The organism is Nostoc sp. 'Peltigera membranacea cyanobiont' 213 (genome assembly GCF_002245975.1).
Classification (GTDB): Bacteria; Cyanobacteriota; Cyanobacteriia; order Cyanobacteriales; family Nostocaceae; genus Nostoc.
The window spans coordinates 1-19,762 of the sequence record NZ_NOLI01000056.1; the positions used below are offsets into that span (position 1 = coordinate 1).

Annotated in this window: 16 protein-coding genes and 2 pseudogenes; 6 read left to right on the forward strand and 12 right to left on the reverse strand. The window is 42.0% G+C overall.

The genetic code is table 11. The features are described from left to right. Both CDG77_RS16830 and CDG77_RS16835 read right to left on the reverse strand, forming a co-directional pair. On the reverse strand, positions 1 to 1,207 hold a 1,207-nt coding region (locus CDG77_RS16830; RefSeq protein WP_190233987.1), incomplete at its 3' end, for a single-stranded-DNA-specific exonuclease RecJ. A gap of 2 nt (positions 1,208 to 1,209) precedes the next feature. Beyond that, entirely contained in the window at positions 1,210 to 1,851 is a 642-nt protein-coding gene (locus CDG77_RS16835) for a GNAT family N-acetyltransferase (protein WP_094330496.1), read from the reverse strand. A 108-nt stretch (positions 1,852 to 1,959) separates the two neighbouring features. Here CDG77_RS16835 and CDG77_RS16840 point away from each other — a divergent pair, with 108 nt between their 5' ends. Next, positions 1,960 to 2,529 carry a hypothetical protein gene (locus CDG77_RS16840; protein WP_094330497.1) on the forward strand — a complete coding sequence of 190 codons (570 nt, stop codon included), beginning with the start codon at positions 1,960 to 1,962 and terminating at the stop codon, positions 2,527 to 2,529. Positions 2,530 to 2,553: 24 nt separating this feature from the next. On the opposite strand, the gene CDG77_RS16845 is transcribed toward CDG77_RS16840, so the two are convergent. Next, positions 2,554 to 3,360, reverse strand: a complete 807-nt coding sequence (locus CDG77_RS16845) for a PD-(D/E)XK nuclease family protein (protein ID WP_094330498.1) — start codon at positions 3,358 to 3,360, stop codon at positions 2,554 to 2,556. Positions 3,361 to 3,407: 47 nt separating this feature from the next. Between CDG77_RS16845 and CDG77_RS16850 the strand changes: the two are divergent. Then, a pseudogene (locus tag CDG77_RS16850) lies at positions 3,408 to 3,595 on the forward strand (16S rRNA (guanine(527)-N(7))-methyltransferase RsmG); the annotation flags it as partial. A 6-nt stretch (positions 3,596 to 3,601) separates the two neighbouring features. Here the strand turns inward: CDG77_RS16850 and CDG77_RS16855 are convergent. The 4 genes from CDG77_RS16855 to def form a co-directional block, all read right to left on the reverse strand. Continuing rightward, positions 3,602 to 4,882 (reverse strand): sensor histidine kinase, encoded by a 1,281-nt coding sequence (locus CDG77_RS16855; RefSeq protein ID WP_094330499.1) that lies wholly within the window; start codon positions 4,880 to 4,882, stop codon positions 3,602 to 3,604. 140 nt (positions 4,883 to 5,022) lie between these two features. Then, a complete protein-coding gene (locus tag CDG77_RS16860) occupies positions 5,023 to 7,503 on the reverse strand; it encodes a hybrid sensor histidine kinase/response regulator (RefSeq protein WP_094330500.1) in 2,481 nt (826 codons plus the stop codon). Positions 7,504 to 7,991: 488 nt separating this feature from the next. After that, positions 7,992 to 8,195 (reverse strand): hypothetical protein, encoded by a 204-nt coding sequence (locus tag CDG77_RS16865; RefSeq protein ID WP_094330501.1) that lies wholly within the window; start codon positions 8,193 to 8,195, stop codon positions 7,992 to 7,994. A 10-nt stretch (positions 8,196 to 8,205) separates the two neighbouring features. After that, entirely contained in the window at positions 8,206 to 8,769 is a 564-nt protein-coding gene (def, locus tag CDG77_RS16870; protein ID WP_094330502.1) for a peptide deformylase, read from the reverse strand. A 137-nt stretch (positions 8,770 to 8,906) separates the two neighbouring features. Between def and CDG77_RS16875 the strand changes: the two genes are divergently transcribed. Further along, positions 8,907 to 9,809, forward strand: a complete 903-nt coding sequence (locus CDG77_RS16875) for a cell division protein FtsX (protein ID WP_094330503.1) — start codon at positions 8,907 to 8,909, stop codon at positions 9,807 to 9,809. Between the two features lie 152 nt (positions 9,810 to 9,961). Next, positions 9,962 to 10,771 (forward strand): DUF3598 family protein, encoded by an 810-nt coding sequence (locus CDG77_RS16880; RefSeq protein ID WP_094330504.1) that lies wholly within the window; start codon positions 9,962 to 9,964, stop codon positions 10,769 to 10,771. 36 nt (positions 10,772 to 10,807) lie between these two features. On the opposite strand, the gene CDG77_RS16885 is transcribed toward CDG77_RS16880, so the two are convergent. The 4 genes and pseudogenes from CDG77_RS16885 to CDG77_RS35525 form a co-directional block, all read right to left on the reverse strand. After that, positions 10,808 to 11,935 (reverse strand): hybrid sensor histidine kinase/response regulator, encoded by a 1,128-nt coding sequence (locus tag CDG77_RS16885; protein WP_094330505.1) that lies wholly within the window; start codon positions 11,933 to 11,935, stop codon positions 10,808 to 10,810. Between the two features lie 34 nt (positions 11,936 to 11,969). Beyond that, complete coding sequence (locus CDG77_RS16890) at positions 11,970 to 13,280, reverse strand: ATP-binding response regulator (RefSeq protein ID WP_094330506.1); 1,311 nt, start codon at positions 13,278 to 13,280, stop codon at positions 11,970 to 11,972. A gap of 112 nt (positions 13,281 to 13,392) precedes the next feature. Further along, positions 13,393 to 13,795: pseudogene (locus tag CDG77_RS16895) on the reverse strand (response regulator). Between the two features lie 320 nt (positions 13,796 to 14,115). Beyond that, positions 14,116 to 14,319 (reverse strand): hypothetical protein, encoded by a 204-nt coding sequence (locus tag CDG77_RS35525; protein WP_143857041.1) that lies wholly within the window; start codon positions 14,317 to 14,319, stop codon positions 14,116 to 14,118. 382 nt (positions 14,320 to 14,701) lie between these two features. Here CDG77_RS35525 and CDG77_RS16900 point away from each other — a divergent pair, with 382 nt between their 5' ends. Further along, positions 14,702 to 15,424, forward strand: a complete 723-nt coding sequence (locus tag CDG77_RS16900) for a response regulator transcription factor (RefSeq protein WP_094330507.1) — start codon at positions 14,702 to 14,704, stop codon at positions 15,422 to 15,424. Between the two features lie 54 nt (positions 15,425 to 15,478). On the opposite strand, the gene CDG77_RS16905 is transcribed toward CDG77_RS16900, so the two are convergent. Then, on the reverse strand, positions 15,479 to 16,843 hold the full coding sequence (locus tag CDG77_RS16905; RefSeq protein ID WP_094330508.1) for a lipid-A-disaccharide synthase-related protein: 1,365 nt from the start codon (positions 16,841 to 16,843) through the stop codon (positions 15,479 to 15,481). 232 nt (positions 16,844 to 17,075) lie between these two features. Here CDG77_RS16905 and CDG77_RS16910 point away from each other — a divergent pair, with 232 nt between their 5' ends. Next, the gene (locus CDG77_RS16910; RefSeq protein WP_094330509.1) at positions 17,076 to 19,220 is read left to right on the forward strand and encodes a BamA/OMP85 family outer membrane protein; all 2,145 of its coding nucleotides are present in this window, start codon (positions 17,076 to 17,078) and stop codon (positions 19,218 to 19,220) included. The last annotated feature ends 542 nt before the right edge of the window (positions 19,221 to 19,762 follow it).

Here is a 19,762-nt window from a genome sequence, read left to right on the forward strand (position 1 = left end):
CCTCTGTACTCAACAAAATAGTCGGGCGGCCTGTTTCTTGTGCTATCTGTCCAGCAACTAAGCCTAATACACCCGCAGGCCATTGGGCATCTTCTAAAACGATGACGCTGGTGGTTGATAAGTCTAATTGAGTAAGCTTTTGTGCTACTTGTGCTTGCACATCTTTTTGCAAAGACTTGCGCCTGGTGTTTGCGAGTTCTGTAACTTCGGCTAATTCGTGACAACGTTTGACATCTCGACTGGTTAATAATTCAACGCAAAAACCGGCATCACCTTGGATGCGGCTGACGGCGTTGATTCTTGGCCCCAAACCAAAGGAAATATCTGTGGGGCGATCGCCACTTTTCTGGCACAATTCTAATAATCGCCCCACCCCTGGACGGCGACGCGCTGCTGGCGGCTGTTGAAAATCTGCTTGCAGTCGTTGAATTCCCAACTGCGCCAAATAACGACAATCTCCACTTAACTGCACCAAGTCGGCAATTAATCCTACTGCTACTAAATCTAATAAATCTTCTAACGGATATTTTGCAATATTAGGCAGAGTTTGATATAATCCCTCGACCAACTTATAAGCTACCGCTACCCCAGAAAGATTAAATAGCTGATGTTCCCCTGAAAAATAGCGGGGATTGATAATTGCTGCGACAGGTGGGCGTTCGGTTGGTAAAGTATGATGGTCTGTAACTATTACATCTATGCCTAGCTGTTTGGCGTAGATAATTTCTTCAAGATTTGTGCTGCCAGTATCACAAGTAACAATTAATTTGCAACCTTGTTTTGCTAAATTATCAATACCTTGATTATTGAGGCCGTGAGATTCTTTCAGGCGATTGGGAATATAGTAAACTAACTGAGTCTTTTGTGTAAAAAATTGCCCTAATCCATCCCAAAGTACAGATGTAGCGGTAATCCCATCAGCATCAAAGTCTCCCCAGATGGCAATTTTTTCTTTGGCGTTATATGCTTGTTGCAATCGGGCGATCGCTAAGTGCATTTCTTGCCCAAACTCAAAGGGACTCGCTGGTTGATAAGCTTTATAGTTGATAAAAGCTGTTAATTGTTGATTATCTTTAATTCCCCGTTGCCACAATAATTGCGCTGCATACATTCCACTTGATAGGGGTGTATGCTGTCTCACCGCTTGGATAAACCACTCCGGGGGTTGTTCGCTTGCTGCTATAGTCCACTGCTGTTGTTCTGGCATGATTAAATCGGGGATTGATCCTCTGTTGTTTGAGATTCACCTACTAGGGGATTAAGAATTACTTCATTAGCGACGCTATCAGCTTTGCGGGCGCGAATTGCTGGACGCGATCGCTTGTAACCGGCTCTTTCAGCTTTTTGGTGTTCATAATCAATCAATCTGCCATAATATTCATGTTTGCTCAAATTCATCGACAAGAAAATATGCTGGCGAGTATTGCCAAAACCTTTACGGTTAAAAAACTTTAAGGCTGAAGTATTGGTGGGATCGGTGTCTACCAGCATGAACCGCGCTCCATCTTCAATCATTCGGGCGACGACTTTATCCACCAACTTGTCTGCTACACCCCGACGCTGAAACTTCGGACTCACACCTAGCCATAGAATATATCCATAAGTCCAGGATGCTTTGGTGATGATGGTTCCCAAAATGAATCCTGCTAATTCTCCGTCTGTTTCGGCTACGAGGCAATATTCAGGATCGGTGTTGTAAAGTCCAATCACCTCCCATTCATCCCAGGTGCGGTATAAATAAGGGTATAAATCGCTAGTAAATAACCCTTCTCCCAAGTGATAAACGGGAGCAATGTCATCAATTCCTAATTCGCGCACATAAATCGCTTCTGTTTCGTCAAAGCTTGACATAAATTTAGAAGTTGTGATTTTTTATATAGATGAGATGCTTCCTAAATTTTAGCGAGATAAACAAAACATTTATTTAAGAAAATTTATTTTACCAGCTAACACCACGATATGAAGTTTGGGCAACAAGGGATTAAAGAAATGTCAATGAGACATAAAGCATTTCTCTTTGATTACGATATATTTATTCAAGAATTAGCTGATATTTTAGAAAATGCCCTTGCTATTAACCAAGGGAACGAATTGATTAGTTTTATCGAAAATAACCTTTCATCCCTTAAAGATCCTGATGAAGGCGAACCTTTAGATTCTTCATGGAAAGAAATCATAGAGACAGAGGATATAAGTCAGTATGGTGATTTTGCAATTACCAAATATTATAATCCTCAATGTGATATTGGACTTGGCTATGATTGGTTGCTTCTCTATAATATGCTATTCAATGAACTGGATAAAGATGTATCTCCATTGTTAGGGAAAGTTTTCGGCATTTCAGGAAATTATTTCGATCCTGGCAAAATGGGATCGTATTTCCAATCTCTTGAGCAAGTTAATAAGAACTGGGAATTGCTTAATTTATTATTGAACGAAAAAAACGAACATTTACCGAGTCTAGTTCTTACAATGAAAATGCTTTCAAATGCTTTAGATTTACAAAAAGGACTTTATATTACTTTTTAAGTTTCCATGAGATACAGGATAAAATCAAAGGGAGACTTCTTGAATGCTGTCAAAATTTGGCAATGAGTCTTTCACTGCCTCTTCATTAACTTCTATGCGATCGCGATCGCACCTTTTGGCAAACTGACAATAATCGCAAGTTTTTCTACCCTCCACAACTTGAGGAAACTGCTGGTTATTTTGGTAATCTTCCAGCCAATGGGTTAACTGACTTAACAGTTGATTAAGTTTCTTTGCTATTTGTGTGTGTTGAGCAGTATTGTAATTAAATTTAATATTTTGCGGTTTGCCCTCCGATTGGACGAACCAATAAGTCATGGAAATATTTTCTGGCAAATAGTCGCTAGTTTCTGCCAATACATACAGATAAAGGCGTGTTTGCCAGTTGGATTCTAACTTGCGTTTATTGGGTGGTTTCGGATAAGTTTTCCAGTCGAGAATTTGCGCTTGTTGGTTATCTGCAATCAATAAATCATAGACAACCGTCAGCAAATAATCCTGAACTTGCAGAGTTCGGTAGTGTTCGCTCTCACGGAAAGTTTGATTATCAGATGCAGCCGTTAAAATTTCTGGGGCTGCATCGGCAAAAGCTAGCATCCAGCTTTGCAGTTTAGCATCCGCTTGCAGAAAACTATCAATTGGCAAACCCATTTCTCGCTGCTGCATAAGCAAGTGAAAACGACTACCCAAAGTTTGCCGTTCTTCTTGTTCGGGATTTGAGGGCGAATTGAGTTTTTCGAGATAGGTATGTTGAAATTTACGGGGACAAACTTCTAGTAAGTTGAGTTGTCCTTGAGAGAGTCGCAGTAGTTGAGTCGGAGTTAACAGCATTCTTCTATTTTAGAAGTTATTTGAGAAACCGTTAACTCTTTCATAATTGGAATGATGAGGAAACTACAGCTTTGCAAAAACTGTTGAGCAGTTGGGTGGCATAATTGAAGCGATCGAAAAATTTACAACTCCTGTGAGTGACAGTATTCGTCACTGCTTATACTTGCGTAAGGTTGCAGCCACACCAGTCAATTTTCCCCGCGCTGTTGGTGTACCCACTCAAAAGCGGCTTTAGAAGAAATCAAGAGATAGGAATCTCAATTATAAATTCTGTACCTGTTCCTAAAACGGAATTACAACTCAGTTTACCACCGTGGGTTTTTTCGACAATTTGCCGGGCGATCGCTAATCCTAATCCTGTACCTTTACCGACAGATTTAGTAGTAAATAAATGGTCAAATACTTTTTGTTTGACTTCTTCACTCATCCCTTTAGCATTATCACTAATTGAGATTTTTATCTGATTATTTTCGACAAAGGTTTTCACAGTAATTTTATTGAGATTGGCTTGATTTTCCTGAAAAATATACCCTTTGTTTGCTTCGTCTAAAGCATCAATAGCATTGGCTAAGATATTCATAAATACCTGATTTAACTGCCCAGGAAAACATTCTACCGGAGGTAAATCACCGTAATTAATGACAACTTCGATTGCTGGACGTTGTTCATTGGCATTGAGACGATGTTTGAGAATTAAAATGGTACTATCAATGCCTTCATGTAGGTTAAAAGATAGTTTATTGTCGCTATCACCACGAGAGAAAGTACGAAGACTTTTACTGATCGATGTGATGCGATCGCCTCCTTCTTTCATGGCGCGAATTAGTTTCGGTAAATCTTCTCGAATGTAATTTAGATCGACGGCTTCCAGTTCATCTTCAATTTCCGCATCAGGTTGCGGGAGTTTCCGTCCATAGAGATCGATAATACCTAACAAATCATTAAAATAATCTTGTATTGCATTGACATTGCCAACAATGCTACCGATGGGATTATTGATTTCGTGGGCAACCCCAGCGACCAAATTACCGAGGGCAGACATTTTTTCGTTTTGAATCAATTGCAGTTGTGAAGCTTCTAGTTCTGCTGCTTTTTGGGCGACTTGTGATGCGAGGGTTTTGGTGAGGTGAGACAGTTGCAAATGGGTACTGACTCGTGCCAGAACCTCTTTTTCATAGAAGGGTTTAACTATATAATCTACGGCTCCTAGTTCCAATGCCTTAACTTTGCTGTCACTATCGGAAAGAGCAGTCATAAAAATGATGGGAATATGGCAGGTGCGGTCATTGGCTTTCAACCGTCGGCAAGTTTCAAATCCATCGATTCCAGGCATCATCACATCTAATAAAATCAGGTCGGGGAGGCGGCGTTCGACCTGTTGTAGTGCGCGATCGCCACTGGTGGCTATAGCTATATCAAAGCCCGCATCACTCAGGGTCTCTGAAACTACCTCTAGGTTGGTAGGCGTATCATCAACAATTAAAACTAAACCTGTGATGGTAGATATTGACGCTGCGTACATAAATATAGTAAGCCTTAGTCGCTGAAGTTGGGAAAGTGTTGATAGCTGAAAGCCTTATAGCTACTGGGTTCATCCTCAGTGCTAGTAGCAGATATTTAAAAGCAGCAGCACAGGCGGTGCGCCACCCACTCCTCATGTTTTTAAGCAAGATACTGCTGAATGAATTGTTCAAGTTGCTCGCTTTGAAATTGTTTAGCAAGTTGGACGATCTTCTGAGTGAAAGGTTGGTATTGATGGCTCTCTTGCTCCAGTTGTTCTGCTGCTGCGATCAGCTTCTTCAATCGCCCCTCTTGCACGAGTTCTAACCAAGCCTGGAGATCCGCTAGGGGGGGTGGAATGAATTCTGTTGGTTGCGGCTCATCTGCCGATCGATCGGGAATGTCTTCCGTTTTCCAAGTGAGTTGGAGATGTTTTTCCAGCAGTCTGAACAAATCATTCACTTGCACTGGTTTGGCGAGGAAATCATCGCCACCAGCATCAATACTCATTTGTTGATCGATTTGCGCGACGGAGGCAGAAGAGACAATAACTTTGAGCGATTGCAGTTGTTCCTGTTCCCGAATATTTCGCAACATCTCAAAACCATCCATCCCAGGCATCGCTAAGTCAGTAATGATTAAATTGGGGAGATGTTGCTGGAGTTGGTCTAAGCCAGCTTGTCCATGTTCTGCTTCGACGATCGTGAACCCTAGAGGCTCTAGCAGATTCAGCAAGACGGCGCGATTTTCCCAGCGATCGTCTACGACTAAAATATGGCGCTGTGGGCCTTCGTAGCCAATGATGTTACCCACAGATGCGGTCTGCTGTTGACTCCAGTCACTTGCTAAGGGCAGGACGATCTCGAAAAAGAACTCGCTACCAACACCAAATTGACTCTTGACCTGAATCTGTCCACCCATTAACTGTACAAGCTGTTGGCTAATGGCTAAACCTAGCCCTGTGCCTTCTACTTTGCGCTTCTGCTCCCCTACTTGTTCAAAGGTTTGGAAGAGTTTGTTGATATCTGGTGGTGCAATCCCCACACCAGTATCGGCGATGGTAAAGCACAGTTGAGCCGTGCTGCATCTACGCCCGTCGTAGACATCGGACTCCAGCCCAATTCGTTGAACTCGTAAGGTAACACTACCGCGATCGGTAAACTTAATGGCGTTACCGAGGAGGTTAATCAATACTTGGCGCAGACGTTTTTCATCGGCGCTGATACCCACAGGTAAATCAGCATCAGGTTCGTAGTGAAACTCAATGCCTTTCTGCTGCGCCCGAATATGGCAAATTTCCACAACACCTTGCAAGAAAGACGGCAAGTGAAAAGCTTGGGAGGCAAGTTCGAGTTTACGAGCTTCGATTTTTGACAAATCCAAAATATCATTGATCAGTGTTAGCAGATGAGAGCCACACTGCTGGATGATGTAGACTCCCTGACGTTCTTTGTCAGGTAAGGCTTTGGAGCGTCCTAGAATTTGGGCATAGCCGAGAATGCCATTCAACGGTGTGCGGAGTTCGTGGCTCATGTTGGCAAGAAATTCACTCTTGGCACTGTTGGCGCTGTCAGCAATTTCTTTGGCTGCATCTGCTAAGGCTTTTGATTGTTTCAGTTGGTCTTGTTCAGCAGATTGGACATAGACCAACACCCCAATCAGTGTCCCCGCCAAGGCTAAGACTGCCAGAGCAATGCTATCTAGGAGTTTTAGTTGAGATTCAATATTTTCACGGGGAATGACGAGTGCTACTGACCAGTTAGCTTCTTTTAGAGGGAGAAACGCAACATATTTTTTAGTTTTGTCAATAGTTACTAATTCAATACCTTGTTGCCGATTTACCATCTTTTTAGCGATCGCCGCTAAACCTGGATCTGCGGCCTCAACCAATTTCATCCCAGGCTTTTCAATCGTGGTCATGAAGGCGGGGTTAGGATGTACGATCGCTTGTCCGACGGAGTTGAGCGTAAAAGCATAGCTATTCTTGCCGTATCTTAGTGTATCTGTGACATAATTGATGCGATCGACAGCAACATTTCCATGCACGACACCGATGGGAGGACTCGATGGATTGCCATCTCTGCGAATAGGGGACGAGATGGCGACTGATGACACACCATTGGCTCTGGCAATCATGGGATCGCCAACATAAACATATCCAGCAATCGACCTTTGAAACCAGCGGCGATCTGTGACATTTCCCCGCTTACTGTTCGGTACTGTACTCTCTCGCCATCCATCTGGCGTGGTTAAAGCAAAGAGTGAAAAATCTTCAATTCGCTGGTGTTCCGCCTTCAAGTAATTACTGGCGATCGACCAATCTACTGAGCGCACTACGTCTGTGTTTGCCAACATCTCAACTCTAACTTTGAGAATTGCTAACCAGCGATCAATTTCATCTCGGCTCTGTTTCACCTCTGACAGAACTTGATTCTTGAGATTGGCTAGCATGATACTTCGCACGGTCTGATAGCTGAAATAAGCGCCTACAACTACAAATAAAGTAGTGCCACCCACAATTACCTTAGCTAACAGGCGGCGCGAAGGTTTACCAGAGTTTGTACTGAAGGATGAGGGTGAATCACCCACAGGTTTTTTCGCTGATTGGGAAGATTGCCAGAACGAGAGGGCGGACATAGGCATCTATGATTCAACATTGATAATTTATGATGCCCGTTTTTTAAGGAAGATTACCAAGATGAGTTTACCTAACTGTAGCGACCTGCAATCAAGACATTTACTGGCATATCTCATCGATAATAGGCCCCAAAAAGTAATGACTGTTGTCACCACGCTGAGGTAATCTTCAGACACGATCTGTGTAGGAACCTTGCGGCAGTAATATCTCCAGTTGCGACGACTTTTTCCTGCATCCCACCATTGGGGGTTAGTCAGAATTATCCGCACTTTCTGAAGGTCTGCGCTGTGACTGATCGGCGATCGCTTAAAAACTCTCAGAGCCGATAGACCTTATGAAAAAATGAATATTACTGGCGTGACAGGGTTAACATCGGCACAGATAAATACTCTCAAAGCCTTGGGAGCCGTAGAGGAATCGAATAAATAAAAGGTAAAAGAATGAATTTTTGCCTTTTTCCTTCATCCTTTTACCTTTTTTATGTACCTGATGCTTACTTCATGTTAGCCCTTGCGTCCTTAACTGCGGCAAAGAAAAATAATCCGGTGAGTGGAATGCTCAATGCGAGGATAATCGCCGTGACTTGGAAACCCAAATCTGGTTGTCCGTAACTGAGTTCAAAAATCGAACCGACAGCTGCGATCGCACTTACACAAGAACCACCCAGAAATAAACCGCTTTTTGGAGTTAAATACACTACTCGCCCCCTATGCTATTGGTTTCACCGCTTGATACGAGAAGCCATTCTTAGATAGCTCCTGGGCTAAAGTCAAGGAGTTTTCCACACGGTCTACAAATACCACGCCGTTAAGGTGATCCATCTCGTGCTGAATGCAGCGTCCCAGCAAGTCATTAGCCTTTAATGTCCGGGGACGACCATACTCGTCCTTATAGGCAATTTCCACGACTTCGGGGCGCTTTACGTCTAGATATACATTGGGGATACTCAAGCATCCTTCTTGGGCAACAGAGATTTCGCGGCTTACTTGTTTAATGGTGGGGTTAATCAACACCAAAGGCAGATTAGCTGCATTTTCTGGTTCTAGGTCGATGACGATTAGTTGTTTGTGAATTCCGACTTGGGGGGCAGCCAAACCAATGCCATCTTTGCTGTACATAGTTTGCAGCATTTCGCGCACCATCTGGCGAAGTTCGTTATCTACTTTAGAAATCCGTTTTGCAGTTTGACGCAACACGCGATCGCCTAAATAATGAAGCTCCAAAGGTGGATTTTTTAACTTTTTTTTCTCTACAGCAATTTCAGAAGGCATGAGTCTCAATGGCTAGTGGTGAAAATTCGTACTATTTTCATTCTATCAATTTAGTGAGTGGGGAATTGGGAATTGGGAATTGGGCATTATGAATTACGAATTACGTTAGCGAAGCGGGGCGTAGCCCATTACGAATTATGTTTAAGTCTTTTACCAAACTAGACTATCTGCTTAAAGAAACTTTCCTCGGTTTATTGCGGGGAGGTTGGATGAATTGGGCAGCCGTAAGTACTGTGACGGTGTTACTGTTTTTATTTGGTTTGAGCTTACAAACCTCTTGGCAAGTTGAAAAACTCCTCTATCAGTTTGGTAGCCAGCTAGAAGTATCAGTTTATCTTGAACCGGATACGCGGGTCGAAAACATTGAGCCACTGATCGCCAAAATGCCGGAGGTTGCGGCGATACAAAGCGTTACCAAAGAACAGGCTTGGACTAAATTAGTTAAGGAAATGAGAATTTCTGATATTGAGGGCGCTACCCAGCAGCTAGGTGAGAATCCTTTGGTTGATGAGATGAAGGTGAAAGCGCGTAATTCTCAAGTTGTACCAACTTTAGCAACGCAACTGGCTAAGTTGCCGGGAGTTGAGACAGTGGAATATATCGATGAAGCAGTTAAACGCATTGCCCAGTTGCACCGGGGATTGAACTGGATTACTTTAACAATTACGATTATTCTGACCTTAACAGCGATCGCAGTGACTACAACCACAATTCGGCTGATTGTCATGGCACGACGACAGGAAATTGAAATTATGCAACTGGTGGGAGCAACCTCAGCTTGGATTTACCTGCCGTTTATTTTACAAGGAATTGCTTTTGGTTTAGTTGGTGGTGCGATCGCTTGGAGTTTCATTTCTGTGATTCAACAGTTTATCGGTAAGCTACTAGCCAATCAACCTGAGTTTATCCAAGTTATTACCAACGGAGTACAACTCACTCCAGCCCAAATTTTACTATTACCCTTGATTCTCTTGAGTTTCGGTGCAGCTGTAGGATTAATGGGAAGCTTATTTGCTGTCCGATGTTTTGCTAAAGGATAGTCATTGGTCATTTGTCCTTTGTGATTTGTCCTTTGAACTTGGAATTTTCAAAATTTTAAAATAACAACTGAAGTTTTGTATTGAACGAATATGAGATTAAACTTACAGGCTAATCAAATGACCAATAACCAATGACAAAGGACAAAATAGTTATGAAATCACAATGGGAATGTTTTTTGCAAAATCTCGGTATATGGGAAGGTTCATTTACTAATTTTTCTCCCCAAGGTACGCTTCTGAACGATACTTCTAGTCGTCTTTCGCTGGAGAGTTTGAACAATAATCAGACAGTCCGCCTAACTCTAAGTCGTTCGGGAAAGGATGATGTAATCAGAGAATTTAGTTCTGTAGGAGGAGGTCTGCTATTTTTTGAAAATGGTTCATTTTCTGAAGGTTTAATTCAGCTAGGGCCATTTTCCGAATTCGGTGGAGAACTCGCTTTTGTTCGTGAAAATCGCCGCTTACGTTTGGTGCAACTGTTTGATAAAAACGGTCATCTAAATGGACTAACTCTTATTCGAGAACATTTAGCCGGAACTCCAGCAGCAGAACGTCCACCCTTGGAGATAAATGATTTATTGGGAGAATGGCGAGGACAAGCAGTGACAATCTATCGAGATTTGCGTTCCCCTAATATTTACTCTACAACTCTGAAAATACAACTTGATGATGCTGGGCGATTAATTCAAAGTACTTCTTTTGGGGAACGTACAATTACCTCAACTGCTACCATTAAAGGTTCCATCGTTCTCTTTGACCAAGATCCAGAAAAGCAGGTACAAGTATTATTGTTGCCTGATGGTGCTTCTGCAACTTCTCCCCTCAAGGTGCAGTTACGTCAACCCTTATTCTTGGAAGCGGGTTGGTTAATCCAGCCAAACCTTCGCCAGAGGATGATTCGCAGCTATAACGAGAAAGGCGAATGGGTTAGTTTGACGTTAGTTACTGAAGAAAAAGTGTAAAAAACTTTTATAGACCTCTTGCAAGAACTGCCTCCTTCAAGAAATGTTCTTAGGTAGTTGCACAGTGAACAAAGTCCCTTTGCCTAGTTCAGAGGCGACATGGATAGTTCCTGCGTGCCCTTCTACAATCCGCTGGGATAGATGTAGTCCTAAACCACTACCTGAGCGTTTATGTTTGCCTTGGCGAAATCGCTCGAAAATTGTTGCCCGATCTTCGGGCGCAATCCCATATCCTGTATCTTCTACCTCAATCGTTACCGAATCTTGATTTCCTGAATGAGGTGATGTTTCAAAAATGCGGATTGTTATGCCTCCTGTATCTGTAAATTTGATGGCATTTGCGATCAAATTATTTAGTACTCGCCGTAATTCCAAGCGATCGCCCATAATAACAGCAGCATTATTACCGAGTGATTCTATTTTACTAGTGTCTATTGTTAAAGTTAAACCTCTTTCGCTAGTTAGAGGACTTAGTTCGCCGACTACTTCTTGAGATATCTCACGTAAATCGCATTCCTCCCAATTCAACGTTTTTTTACCTGCTTCAAAGCGATAGACTTCTAACAGAGTGTTTACCATTTCCATCAAATTTTGGTTACTGCGAATCATAACTGCGATCGCTTGTTTCATTTCCGGCGAAATTTTGCAGAATATTTCCATCTCAAACAAATTCAACATGCGATCGGCGGCCACTAGGGGAGTTCGCAAATCATGAGTCAGACGAGAAACAAAGTCTTCTCGTTGGCGGGCCATTCTTTGTTGTTCGTCGAGACTCTGCTTGAGACGTAAGAGCGATCGCACCCTTGCCAGTAGTTCATCAGTATCAAATGGTTTGCGAATAAAATCGTCAGCACCAACATCTAAACCTTCGACAACGCTGGATTCGTGAAAGGCAGTAATCAGCAGAATTGGAATATAAGAGAGTGCAGGGTTCTGCCGAATCCGACGGGTGACTTCATAACCATCCATTCCCGGCATCATCACATCTAACAGAATCAGATCGGGTGGAGATTGTTCAACTTGCTGCAAAGCTTTTATTCCATCTGAAGCCAAATCAATTTCATACCCCTCACTTTCTAAAATTGCTTGAACCAAAATAAGATTATCTCGAATGTCGTCAACTGCGAGGATACGATAAATTTTATTATTTTCAACTACAGACATGATTAATCAACTTTTATTATTTTTTGGAAGTAATTTATATTTTAAATTTAGGATATCCTATTGGTGCTTCCCTAGGTTCAGAAGATGATTGATGGGAATTTTTAGGAGAGTAAAAATTCCCCTCATCATCTTGTGAATTTGGGGAATTAGCGGTTACATTCGTCAATTTGATTTGACGCGGCAATTCAATTTTAAATACTGAACCCATGCCCACTTTGCTCTCAAGAAAAATTTTGCCGCCCATCATTCGTACCAGTGAATCTACAATTGCTAAACCCAGTCCTGTACCTTGATATTTGCGAGTGATAGTTTGATCGACTTGTCGAAATGCTTCAAAAATACGTTTAAAATCTCTGGATGCTATGCCAATCCCTGTATCCCGAACAATAATTGCTACTCTCTTTTCTGGTAGTTCCTTAACCTCAACCCAAATCTCACCAGACTCTGTAAACTTAATGGCGTTGGAAAGCAGATTAATTAAAATTTGTTTTATCCGCACAGGATCGTTAAATACCGAAGGATTTTGCAAATGGTTTTGCACTAACAATGAGAGATTTTTGGCATCAGCTAGAGAACGCATTTCATTTACAGCCTGATTTACGATCTTTGATACATCAAATATTTCCGCCTTCAAGTCTAATCGTCCTACCTCCAGCTTGGAAAAGTCGAGAACTTCATTGAGTAGCATCAGTAAATGCTTCCCATTATTCAAGATGCGCTCAACCATATCTGCTTGCTGGTGAGTTAGTTGACCGAACTTAGGACGCAGCAGTATTTGCGAAAAACCAATAATCGCGTTCATCGGCGTTCTGAGTTCGTGAGACATCGTTGCCAAAAAATGTGATTTTAACCGCGATGTCTCCAATAGCTTGAAGTTTTGCATTTGAATATGTTGCTGTTGTCTCTCCAATTCCTGATTCTTACGAATGAGTTCCTCTTTTGCCAAAGTTGCTTGCATTTCAGCCCGATAAATCCGAATCGCACTCCTCAAAACCTGTGCCAAGTTTTCTGGGGATATCCTAGACTTAGAAAGATAGTCTGTAGCACCAGCTTTGATTAATTCCCCAGTAATTTGTTCATCTCCTTGACCAGTTAAAACTACTAAAGGAACTTGAATTTCCGAATAACGTAGCTGTTGAATCAAGGTTAGTCCATCCTGGAGTGGTAAGCGATAATCGAGGAAAACACAATCATAAGCAGTAGTGCTTAAGGCAGAAAATGCATCATTGCTATCACTGACTTCAGACAGTTCCATTTGAACACCTGCTTCAGTCAAAGCGCTACGGACTGCCATCCTGTCTACTTCGTCATCATCTACAACCAAAATTTTCAGTGTCTCTTCCATCGGTTTTTATTTTTGCCGCCAGACAGATATTGATATATATCATTTCCCTTTTGAGATTATCCAACTAAATAATATAAGATTTTCGGATATCTAAAATCTGTAACTTGATTGACTAAGGCATTTTGCACAATATCCAATACTTGTTGGGTGCTGCTATTATCTTGACGGAAAGGTTAAAGGCTTCAAGACATATTCAGCTAGATTTTAGTTTCCAGCTTTCACTCGCTATTGAACTTGATTTGAGATAGTCATCACAACTACAGGAGTTGCTCTCAATTGCGGGTCAGAACCTAATTCTTGGGGAAATTTGATACCGCCCATCTTTGGCATCTTCAAATCTTTTCGCAAAACCAAGTGTTGCTCGACGGTAACTTTGGGAGGCTGTCTGCGATCGCCGCGTAATATAAAAAGTGAACCGGGTTAATAATATTAACTTTATTGAATGTCTGCTTGACATTCATCACATCAACTTCTTTATCCTCCACTAGTAGTATGTTAATCACTCTTTCGGGCATTTCCTTGGGTTAAATTGAGTCTGTTGTATCCTCAATCTGGTTAATTTACCAGAGGATTGAAATTAAACTCCTCCCAAATGACCAATGGCTTCCAAAAAAGTTAGCAATCAACAAACCGAAAACTTTTGCTCTGAAGACAAAGGATTAAGCCGATTAAAGTAAAATAAAATACTTTACTCAGCTTAAAACAATTCTAAATGAGTCAGCTAGCGACCGTCGTCACCCATTGGTGAGAGTTGCAGACCATTATCGTGTACCATAAGCCTGAACAGTTTTAACCATTAGATTGGTTAGATTCAGATAAAACTGGTTTGTGAATTTTAAGTAATCCTCCCTCCTGGAGTTTCGACCATTTTCTGAGCGATCGCGAGTCCTGTGTTATTATTCTCCTGGCGATCGCAGTCTCCCACTGTTCGCAAAATTACCAAGACCTCGATCAAATTTAAACGCCGTCTGATTCCCTTGTATAAGGTAAGGATGCCCATTAGCTCCATCAAGCCGATGAATCTAAAGGATTGGTTCAAAACCCCTCGAAACTTTGTTCATCTTTTTGTAAGTAAACTTTGACCCGTTGTAAATTGTCTATTTTCCTAAGCTTTTTCAAAACTTTATAGAAGATAATAGTAATTAACTAATAAAACATGGCAACTGAAAGCTGAATTTTGAACAAGGGGGGATAAGTTTGGCATTCGTCTCAATATTTCATACTTTTTATCCAAGTATCTATATATCTTCAGCTAGATATGTCTTCTATCTAAATATTCAAAAATAGGAAATTTATTATTTCTACCGATGGATGCAGACTGGTTTAAAGATCATCTATCTTGAGTTTGGGAAAATAATAGATAGCAACTTACAAAAGGTAATATTTTGAAAGATGCAAACAGCGTCAGAGCGAGTGTAACTATGAATGAAATTAGCATTATTTTAATTGAAGATCATGACTTAACGCGAATGGGGCTACGGGCTGCATTACAGTCTCACAGCGCTTTGAAAGTAATTGGTGAAGCAGCAAATGCTACTCAAGGGTTAAAACTTTTGGAAACGGCAAAGCCAGATGTGGCTGTTGTAGACATCGGTTTACCTGATATGGATGGCATTGAACTAACCCGTAAATTCAAACGCCAGCAAGCTGAAAGCGGGCAAACGTCAACAAAGATTCTGATCCTGACGATGGATCATACAGAGGATGCTGTACTTGCAGCTTTCGCTGCGGGTGCTGATTCTTATTACATGAAAGAAACAAGCATCAGTAAATTAACTGAGGCGATTCAAGCAACTCACGGCGGTAACTCTTGGATCGATCCGGCAATTGCCAATGTGGTATTGCGGAAGATGCGGCAAGGTATTCCTGGAGAAAGCCAAGGTTCTGACAAGCCGAAGACTGTAAAAATTGAGGCGCTGGCATCAGAATACGAGCAAGTTTTGGAAACATATCCCCTAACTCAACGGGAATTGGAAATTCTAGAGTTGATTGTAGCTGGATGTAGCAATGGTCAAATTGCCGAGAAACTCTATATTACAGTTGGTACTGTCAAGACTCATGTTCGTAATATTCTAAATAAATTATGTGCTGATGACCGTACCCAAGCTGCTGTAAGGGCTTTACGTTCTGGGTTGGTAGCATGAGGAATGCTGATTATAGATTGGGGAGATGAAGGAGATTAACTACTAAATAGCCCTTCAACCCAATCGTTCTTGCAAGCAATCAGCAATCCTTCTTGCTGCTCCCGATTTTCCCATGCGTCGCCCACCATTTTCGGCAATAATCTGCAAAATATCAGGATCTTTGAATAGAGACTGGACAACTTTCGCTACTTCTGTCGGCTGCTCAATTAAAATCAAAGATGAGCCTAAAAGACGACTTTGAGCTTCAGCAAAGGCGGGATTATATTGTGGGCCATTACCGGGAAAAGCGATCGCAGGTTTCCCCAAACCGATAAACTGTTCTGTGGCTGTACCTGCCATTGCGATCGCTAAATCTCCCAAATGCAAGCAATCATTATAAGCTTTTTGTGTCAGCACAATATATGCATTTCTTTGCTTAAATGTCAAGAGATTTGGATCGGGAAGTTTGATTGGACATGCTGATTGAATTTGCCAGCCTTGGGATTGCACGCTTTGGGATAAAATATTAGAGTCTAAACCAGGAGCGATCGCACCTAAAAATACTACTGTGCTAGAAGTATAAAAGATTGAACCTCGCTCTTGGAAACTCGCCATCAACGCAGATACGGCAATCATAATTATTTCCCAGTTAGTATATGCCTCTGGCGGACGGGAACCAGGCAGAAGAGTCACCACAAAAGGTCGGACTCTTTCTTGCTGTTGGGCATTCTCGCTATAAAATTGTTGGCGTGAAAACGTGGGTTCCAGACCATCCATCATGGGATTACCCAAATCAAAAGCGGGAATTGGCCATTGTTTTAATGTTTCGGTCGTCAGCGCATCTCTAGGGAACACCGCCTGACAACGGCGACGACTCATCAACCAACGTTCCCAAGGATGGTAAACTGAACCAGAAAAGTTTTCCCAACGTGCGTCTTTAGATTTACGTGGCAACAATCCAGCTTCATCCCGCACATAATATTCAGATTTTGCCGTACCCACAAAAGCATAATTAGTGCCACTAAAAGTTGCAAATAACAGGGGGACAATATCTCCCACAGCTAAAATCGCTCTTTTATAACCTAATTTTTTTTGAGAACTCACCCATCGGCGGACAGATTTTATCTGGCTGAGAGTAAGTTGTAATAAACCACCTCGGACATCTCGCGCTAATTGGCGGCCATCCATATAAATAAAGCCGCCAGAAGGCATAGTCAGTACTGAACCGATAAAGGGGATATCTAACTGTTCGTAAGCACGTCCTTCACCCACCAGAGGTAAAGCAAATATCTCTGGTGGGTTTGGTTGTCGTTGGAGTTCTTGCAAAATCCGAACTGCAATTAAATCTTCGCCATGACCATTACTTAATACAAGTAACCGTAAAGGAGAAGTTGCAGTTTGGGAGTTAGAAGCTAAAGATAAGCGAGATGCATTATTCATAGAAACAAAATATCAAAATTAACTGTCTGTTTGGGTAAGAGGTATAAAGGAAAATCGGCGAAGAAGCTGGAAGTTAGTATTATCGCTATTTCTTTACTTTTCTACAACTAACAGCAAATTCGGAAAGGATGTATTGTTTTAAATTCTTAAGACCTGCTTTTTAGTCAAGTATTTTAATCCAAAATCTAAAATCCAAAATTGATATAACTCCCAGTTAATTAGGTTAAATATTATGCGAGTTTCTGCTACTGCAATTTTTACTTTAGCTACTTTAGCTGCTGCCAATGTCACTCAGCAAGCAACGGCTGCGTCTACTAAAACTGTTACTCCAACGGCAAAAGCTGGTAACTTGGTAGTACCAATAATTGAAGACACTCCCACACGCATAGAGACAATTGCTTCCCCAGAAACTATAGTTGCACAACAATTTTCTCAAAATCCCATCGCAGTAAAAACAGGTGCAAGCAAAAATTCCCCAGTAATCTTAAACTCAGCAGTCATCCTCCCTATATCCTCCGCCTCCCCTACAGCCAAACCAACTCTCAAGCCGCTTGCTGAAAACAAAGTAGACAAGGCAAATTCTTCCGTACCACTCCCTTTTTCTCCCACTCCCTCCCTATCCCCCAAAACCCCTGCGACTGACAACACTTTAGTAGTTACAGCTACAGATGTCCAGGTAGTAGGAGCAAATCAAGAATTGCAGGATATCATTCGTAAAGTCATTAAAACTAAGGCTGGTGGAGAAACCAGTCAAAGCCAACTACAAAAAGATGTAGCGGCAATTTTGGATACAGGTTTATTTAGCAATGTCAGTGTGAATAGCTTTAGCACACAGGCTGGATTAAATGTAGTTTATCAAGTGCAACCGGTGATTGTGCGATCGCTGCAATTATCTGGTGCGAAAGTCCTTACCTACCAAGTAGCCCAACAACAGTTGCAATCTCAAATCGGAACCGCCATCAGTCCGGCTGGACTCCAGCAAGCAGTAGCACAAATTAATAAATGGTACGCCGACAATGGTTATAACTTAGCACGAGTGCTATCAATTAAACCCAGTTCTCAAGGCATTCTCACAGTGAATGTTGCTGAAGGCTTGGTGAGTGAGATCAAATTTCGTTTTGTCAACGACGAGGGTAAAACCGTTGATAGCAAGGGTAATCCTGTTGGGGGACGCACCAAACCAGATTTTCTGCAACAGCAACTCAAACTAAAACCTGGTCAAATTTTCCAACAAAATGTAGTTAAACAAGACATCCAACAGTTATATCAGACTGGTTTATTTGAAACTGTGAATGTCGCCTTAGAAGGAGATGCGACAAAACTTGATTTAGTCTATCAACTTAAAGAAACTGGGGCGCGTGGCGTTAACTTGGGCGGGAGTTATAATGCCGACCAGGGTTTGATAGGTACAATCAGCTATCAAGATCGGAATGTCGGCGGGATTAACGATACTTTAGGCTTGAATGTTGGTGTAAGTAGCCGAGACTTGCAGTTTAATAGCAAATTTGTCAGCCCCTATCGGACAACAAACCCCGATCGCTTGGGGTACACTATAAATGGTTTTCGGAATCGGGAACTTTCGGAAACCTTTGATGACAACATTAAGCTAGCTAACGGCGACACAGTGCGGGAAGGTAAAATTGGTGGAAGTGTCAGCTTACAGCGACCAATCGACGACTGGAATACCTCATTAGGATTAAACTATACCCGAACTAGTATTCGCGATCGCCAAGGTAATATTACCTCAACCGATGCTCAGGGTAATCCCCTCTCCGCAAGTGGAACAGGTATTGACGACCTAACTACCGTATCTTTCACCGCCACCAAAGACCAACGGGATAATCCCCTCAATCCAACTCAAGGTTCCGTTTTGAGTTTGAGTACAGAACAATCTATACCCATCGGTCAAGGAAATATTTCCCTAAATCGCCTCAAAGCCAATTACAGCCAATATTTACCAGTCCAATTATTTAACACCAAACAGCCACAAGTATTTGCAGTGAATCTGCAAGCTGGTACCGTCCTTGGAAATTTACCACCCTACGAAAGCTTTAACTTGGGTGGTTCCAATTCAGTGCGCGGTTACGATTCAGGCGATGTTGGAAGTGGTCGCAGTTATGTATTAGCTTCCGCAGAATATCGTTTTCCCGTCTTACCAATCGTCGGGGGTGTATTATTTGCTGACTTTGCTTCTGACTTAGGCTCAGGTGATACTGTATTAGGAGATCCTGCCGGTGTACGAGGCAAACCAGGTTATGGTTTTGGTTATGGGGCTGGAGTGCGCTTAAATTCACCACTAGGCTTAATTCGGGCTGATTATGGCATTAATGACCAGGGAGAAAGCAAAGTGCATTTAGGCATAGGTCAGCGATTTTAACCGGATTTATCACAAAAACTGAAAAAAGAGCAGTCGAAACTATCCGTTCGCTTAATTTATGCACTAACGTTGAAACTATGTCCAAGAGGATGTTTTAAAAGTGGTTGGCTGTAATTTGAGGCACTTATCGATCCTCCCAACACCCCTTAAAAAGGGGGGCAAAAACCTCTCAAAGTCCTCCTTTTTTAGGAGGATTTAGGAGGATCTAAAACTTTGAATATCCGCAAGAGGACTTTTGAAACATCCTCTCAAATTTGTTTATTCCATATATTGATGTAACTCAATTTTAGCCCGATTAATGGGAGCGATCGCACCTACAAAGCCAGAGCGAATGGAATTCGCGGCTACACAAACAAAGTCCGCCTCCGCGGACTAAGAGAAAATTAAGATTTTTAACCCACGAAGGTGGGTTTTGCCTCGTGTAGACGCGGTTTCTAACCGCCCCTTTTAACTAAAGGACTTCCAACAAATAAATTACCCAATCTTGTGGGGTGGGCATCTTGCCCGCCTTTGTATATGGGCGCTCATGTTGCCCACCCCAC

Excerpts from the sequence above, each read along its gene's own strand:
- CDG77_RS16835 (WP_094330496.1), bottom strand. The coding sequence starts at position 1,851 with ATGTCAAGCTTTGACGAAACAGAAGCGATTTATGTGCGCGAATTAGGA.
- CDG77_RS16840 (WP_094330497.1), top strand. The coding sequence starts at position 1,960 with ATGAAGTTTGGGCAACAAGGGATTAAAGAAATGTCAATGAGACATAAA.
- CDG77_RS16845 (WP_094330498.1), bottom strand. The coding sequence starts at position 3,360 with ATGCTGTTAACTCCGACTCAACTACTGCGACTCTCTCAAGGACAACTC.
- CDG77_RS16855 (WP_094330499.1), bottom strand. The coding sequence starts at position 4,882 with ATGTACGCAGCGTCAATATCTACCATCACAGGTTTAGTTTTAATTGTT.
- CDG77_RS16860 (WP_094330500.1), bottom strand. The coding sequence starts at position 7,503 with ATGCCTATGTCCGCCCTCTCGTTCTGGCAATCTTCCCAATCAGCGAAA.
- def (WP_094330502.1), bottom strand. The coding sequence starts at position 8,769 with ATGCCTTCTGAAATTGCTGTAGAGAAAAAAAAGTTAAAAAATCCACCT.
- CDG77_RS16875 (WP_094330503.1), top strand. The coding sequence starts at position 8,907 with ATGTTTAAGTCTTTTACCAAACTAGACTATCTGCTTAAAGAAACTTTC.
- CDG77_RS16880 (WP_094330504.1), top strand. The coding sequence starts at position 9,962 with ATGAAATCACAATGGGAATGTTTTTTGCAAAATCTCGGTATATGGGAA.
- CDG77_RS16885 (WP_094330505.1), bottom strand. The coding sequence starts at position 11,935 with ATGTCTGTAGTTGAAAATAATAAAATTTATCGTATCCTCGCAGTTGAC.
- CDG77_RS16890 (WP_094330506.1), bottom strand. The coding sequence starts at position 13,280 with ATGGAAGAGACACTGAAAATTTTGGTTGTAGATGATGACGAAGTAGAC.
- CDG77_RS16900 (WP_094330507.1), top strand. The coding sequence starts at position 14,702 with ATGAATGAAATTAGCATTATTTTAATTGAAGATCATGACTTAACGCGA.
- CDG77_RS16905 (WP_094330508.1), bottom strand. The coding sequence starts at position 16,843 with ATGAATAATGCATCTCGCTTATCTTTAGCTTCTAACTCCCAAACTGCA.
- CDG77_RS16910 (WP_094330509.1), top strand. The coding sequence starts at position 17,076 with ATGCGAGTTTCTGCTACTGCAATTTTTACTTTAGCTACTTTAGCTGCT.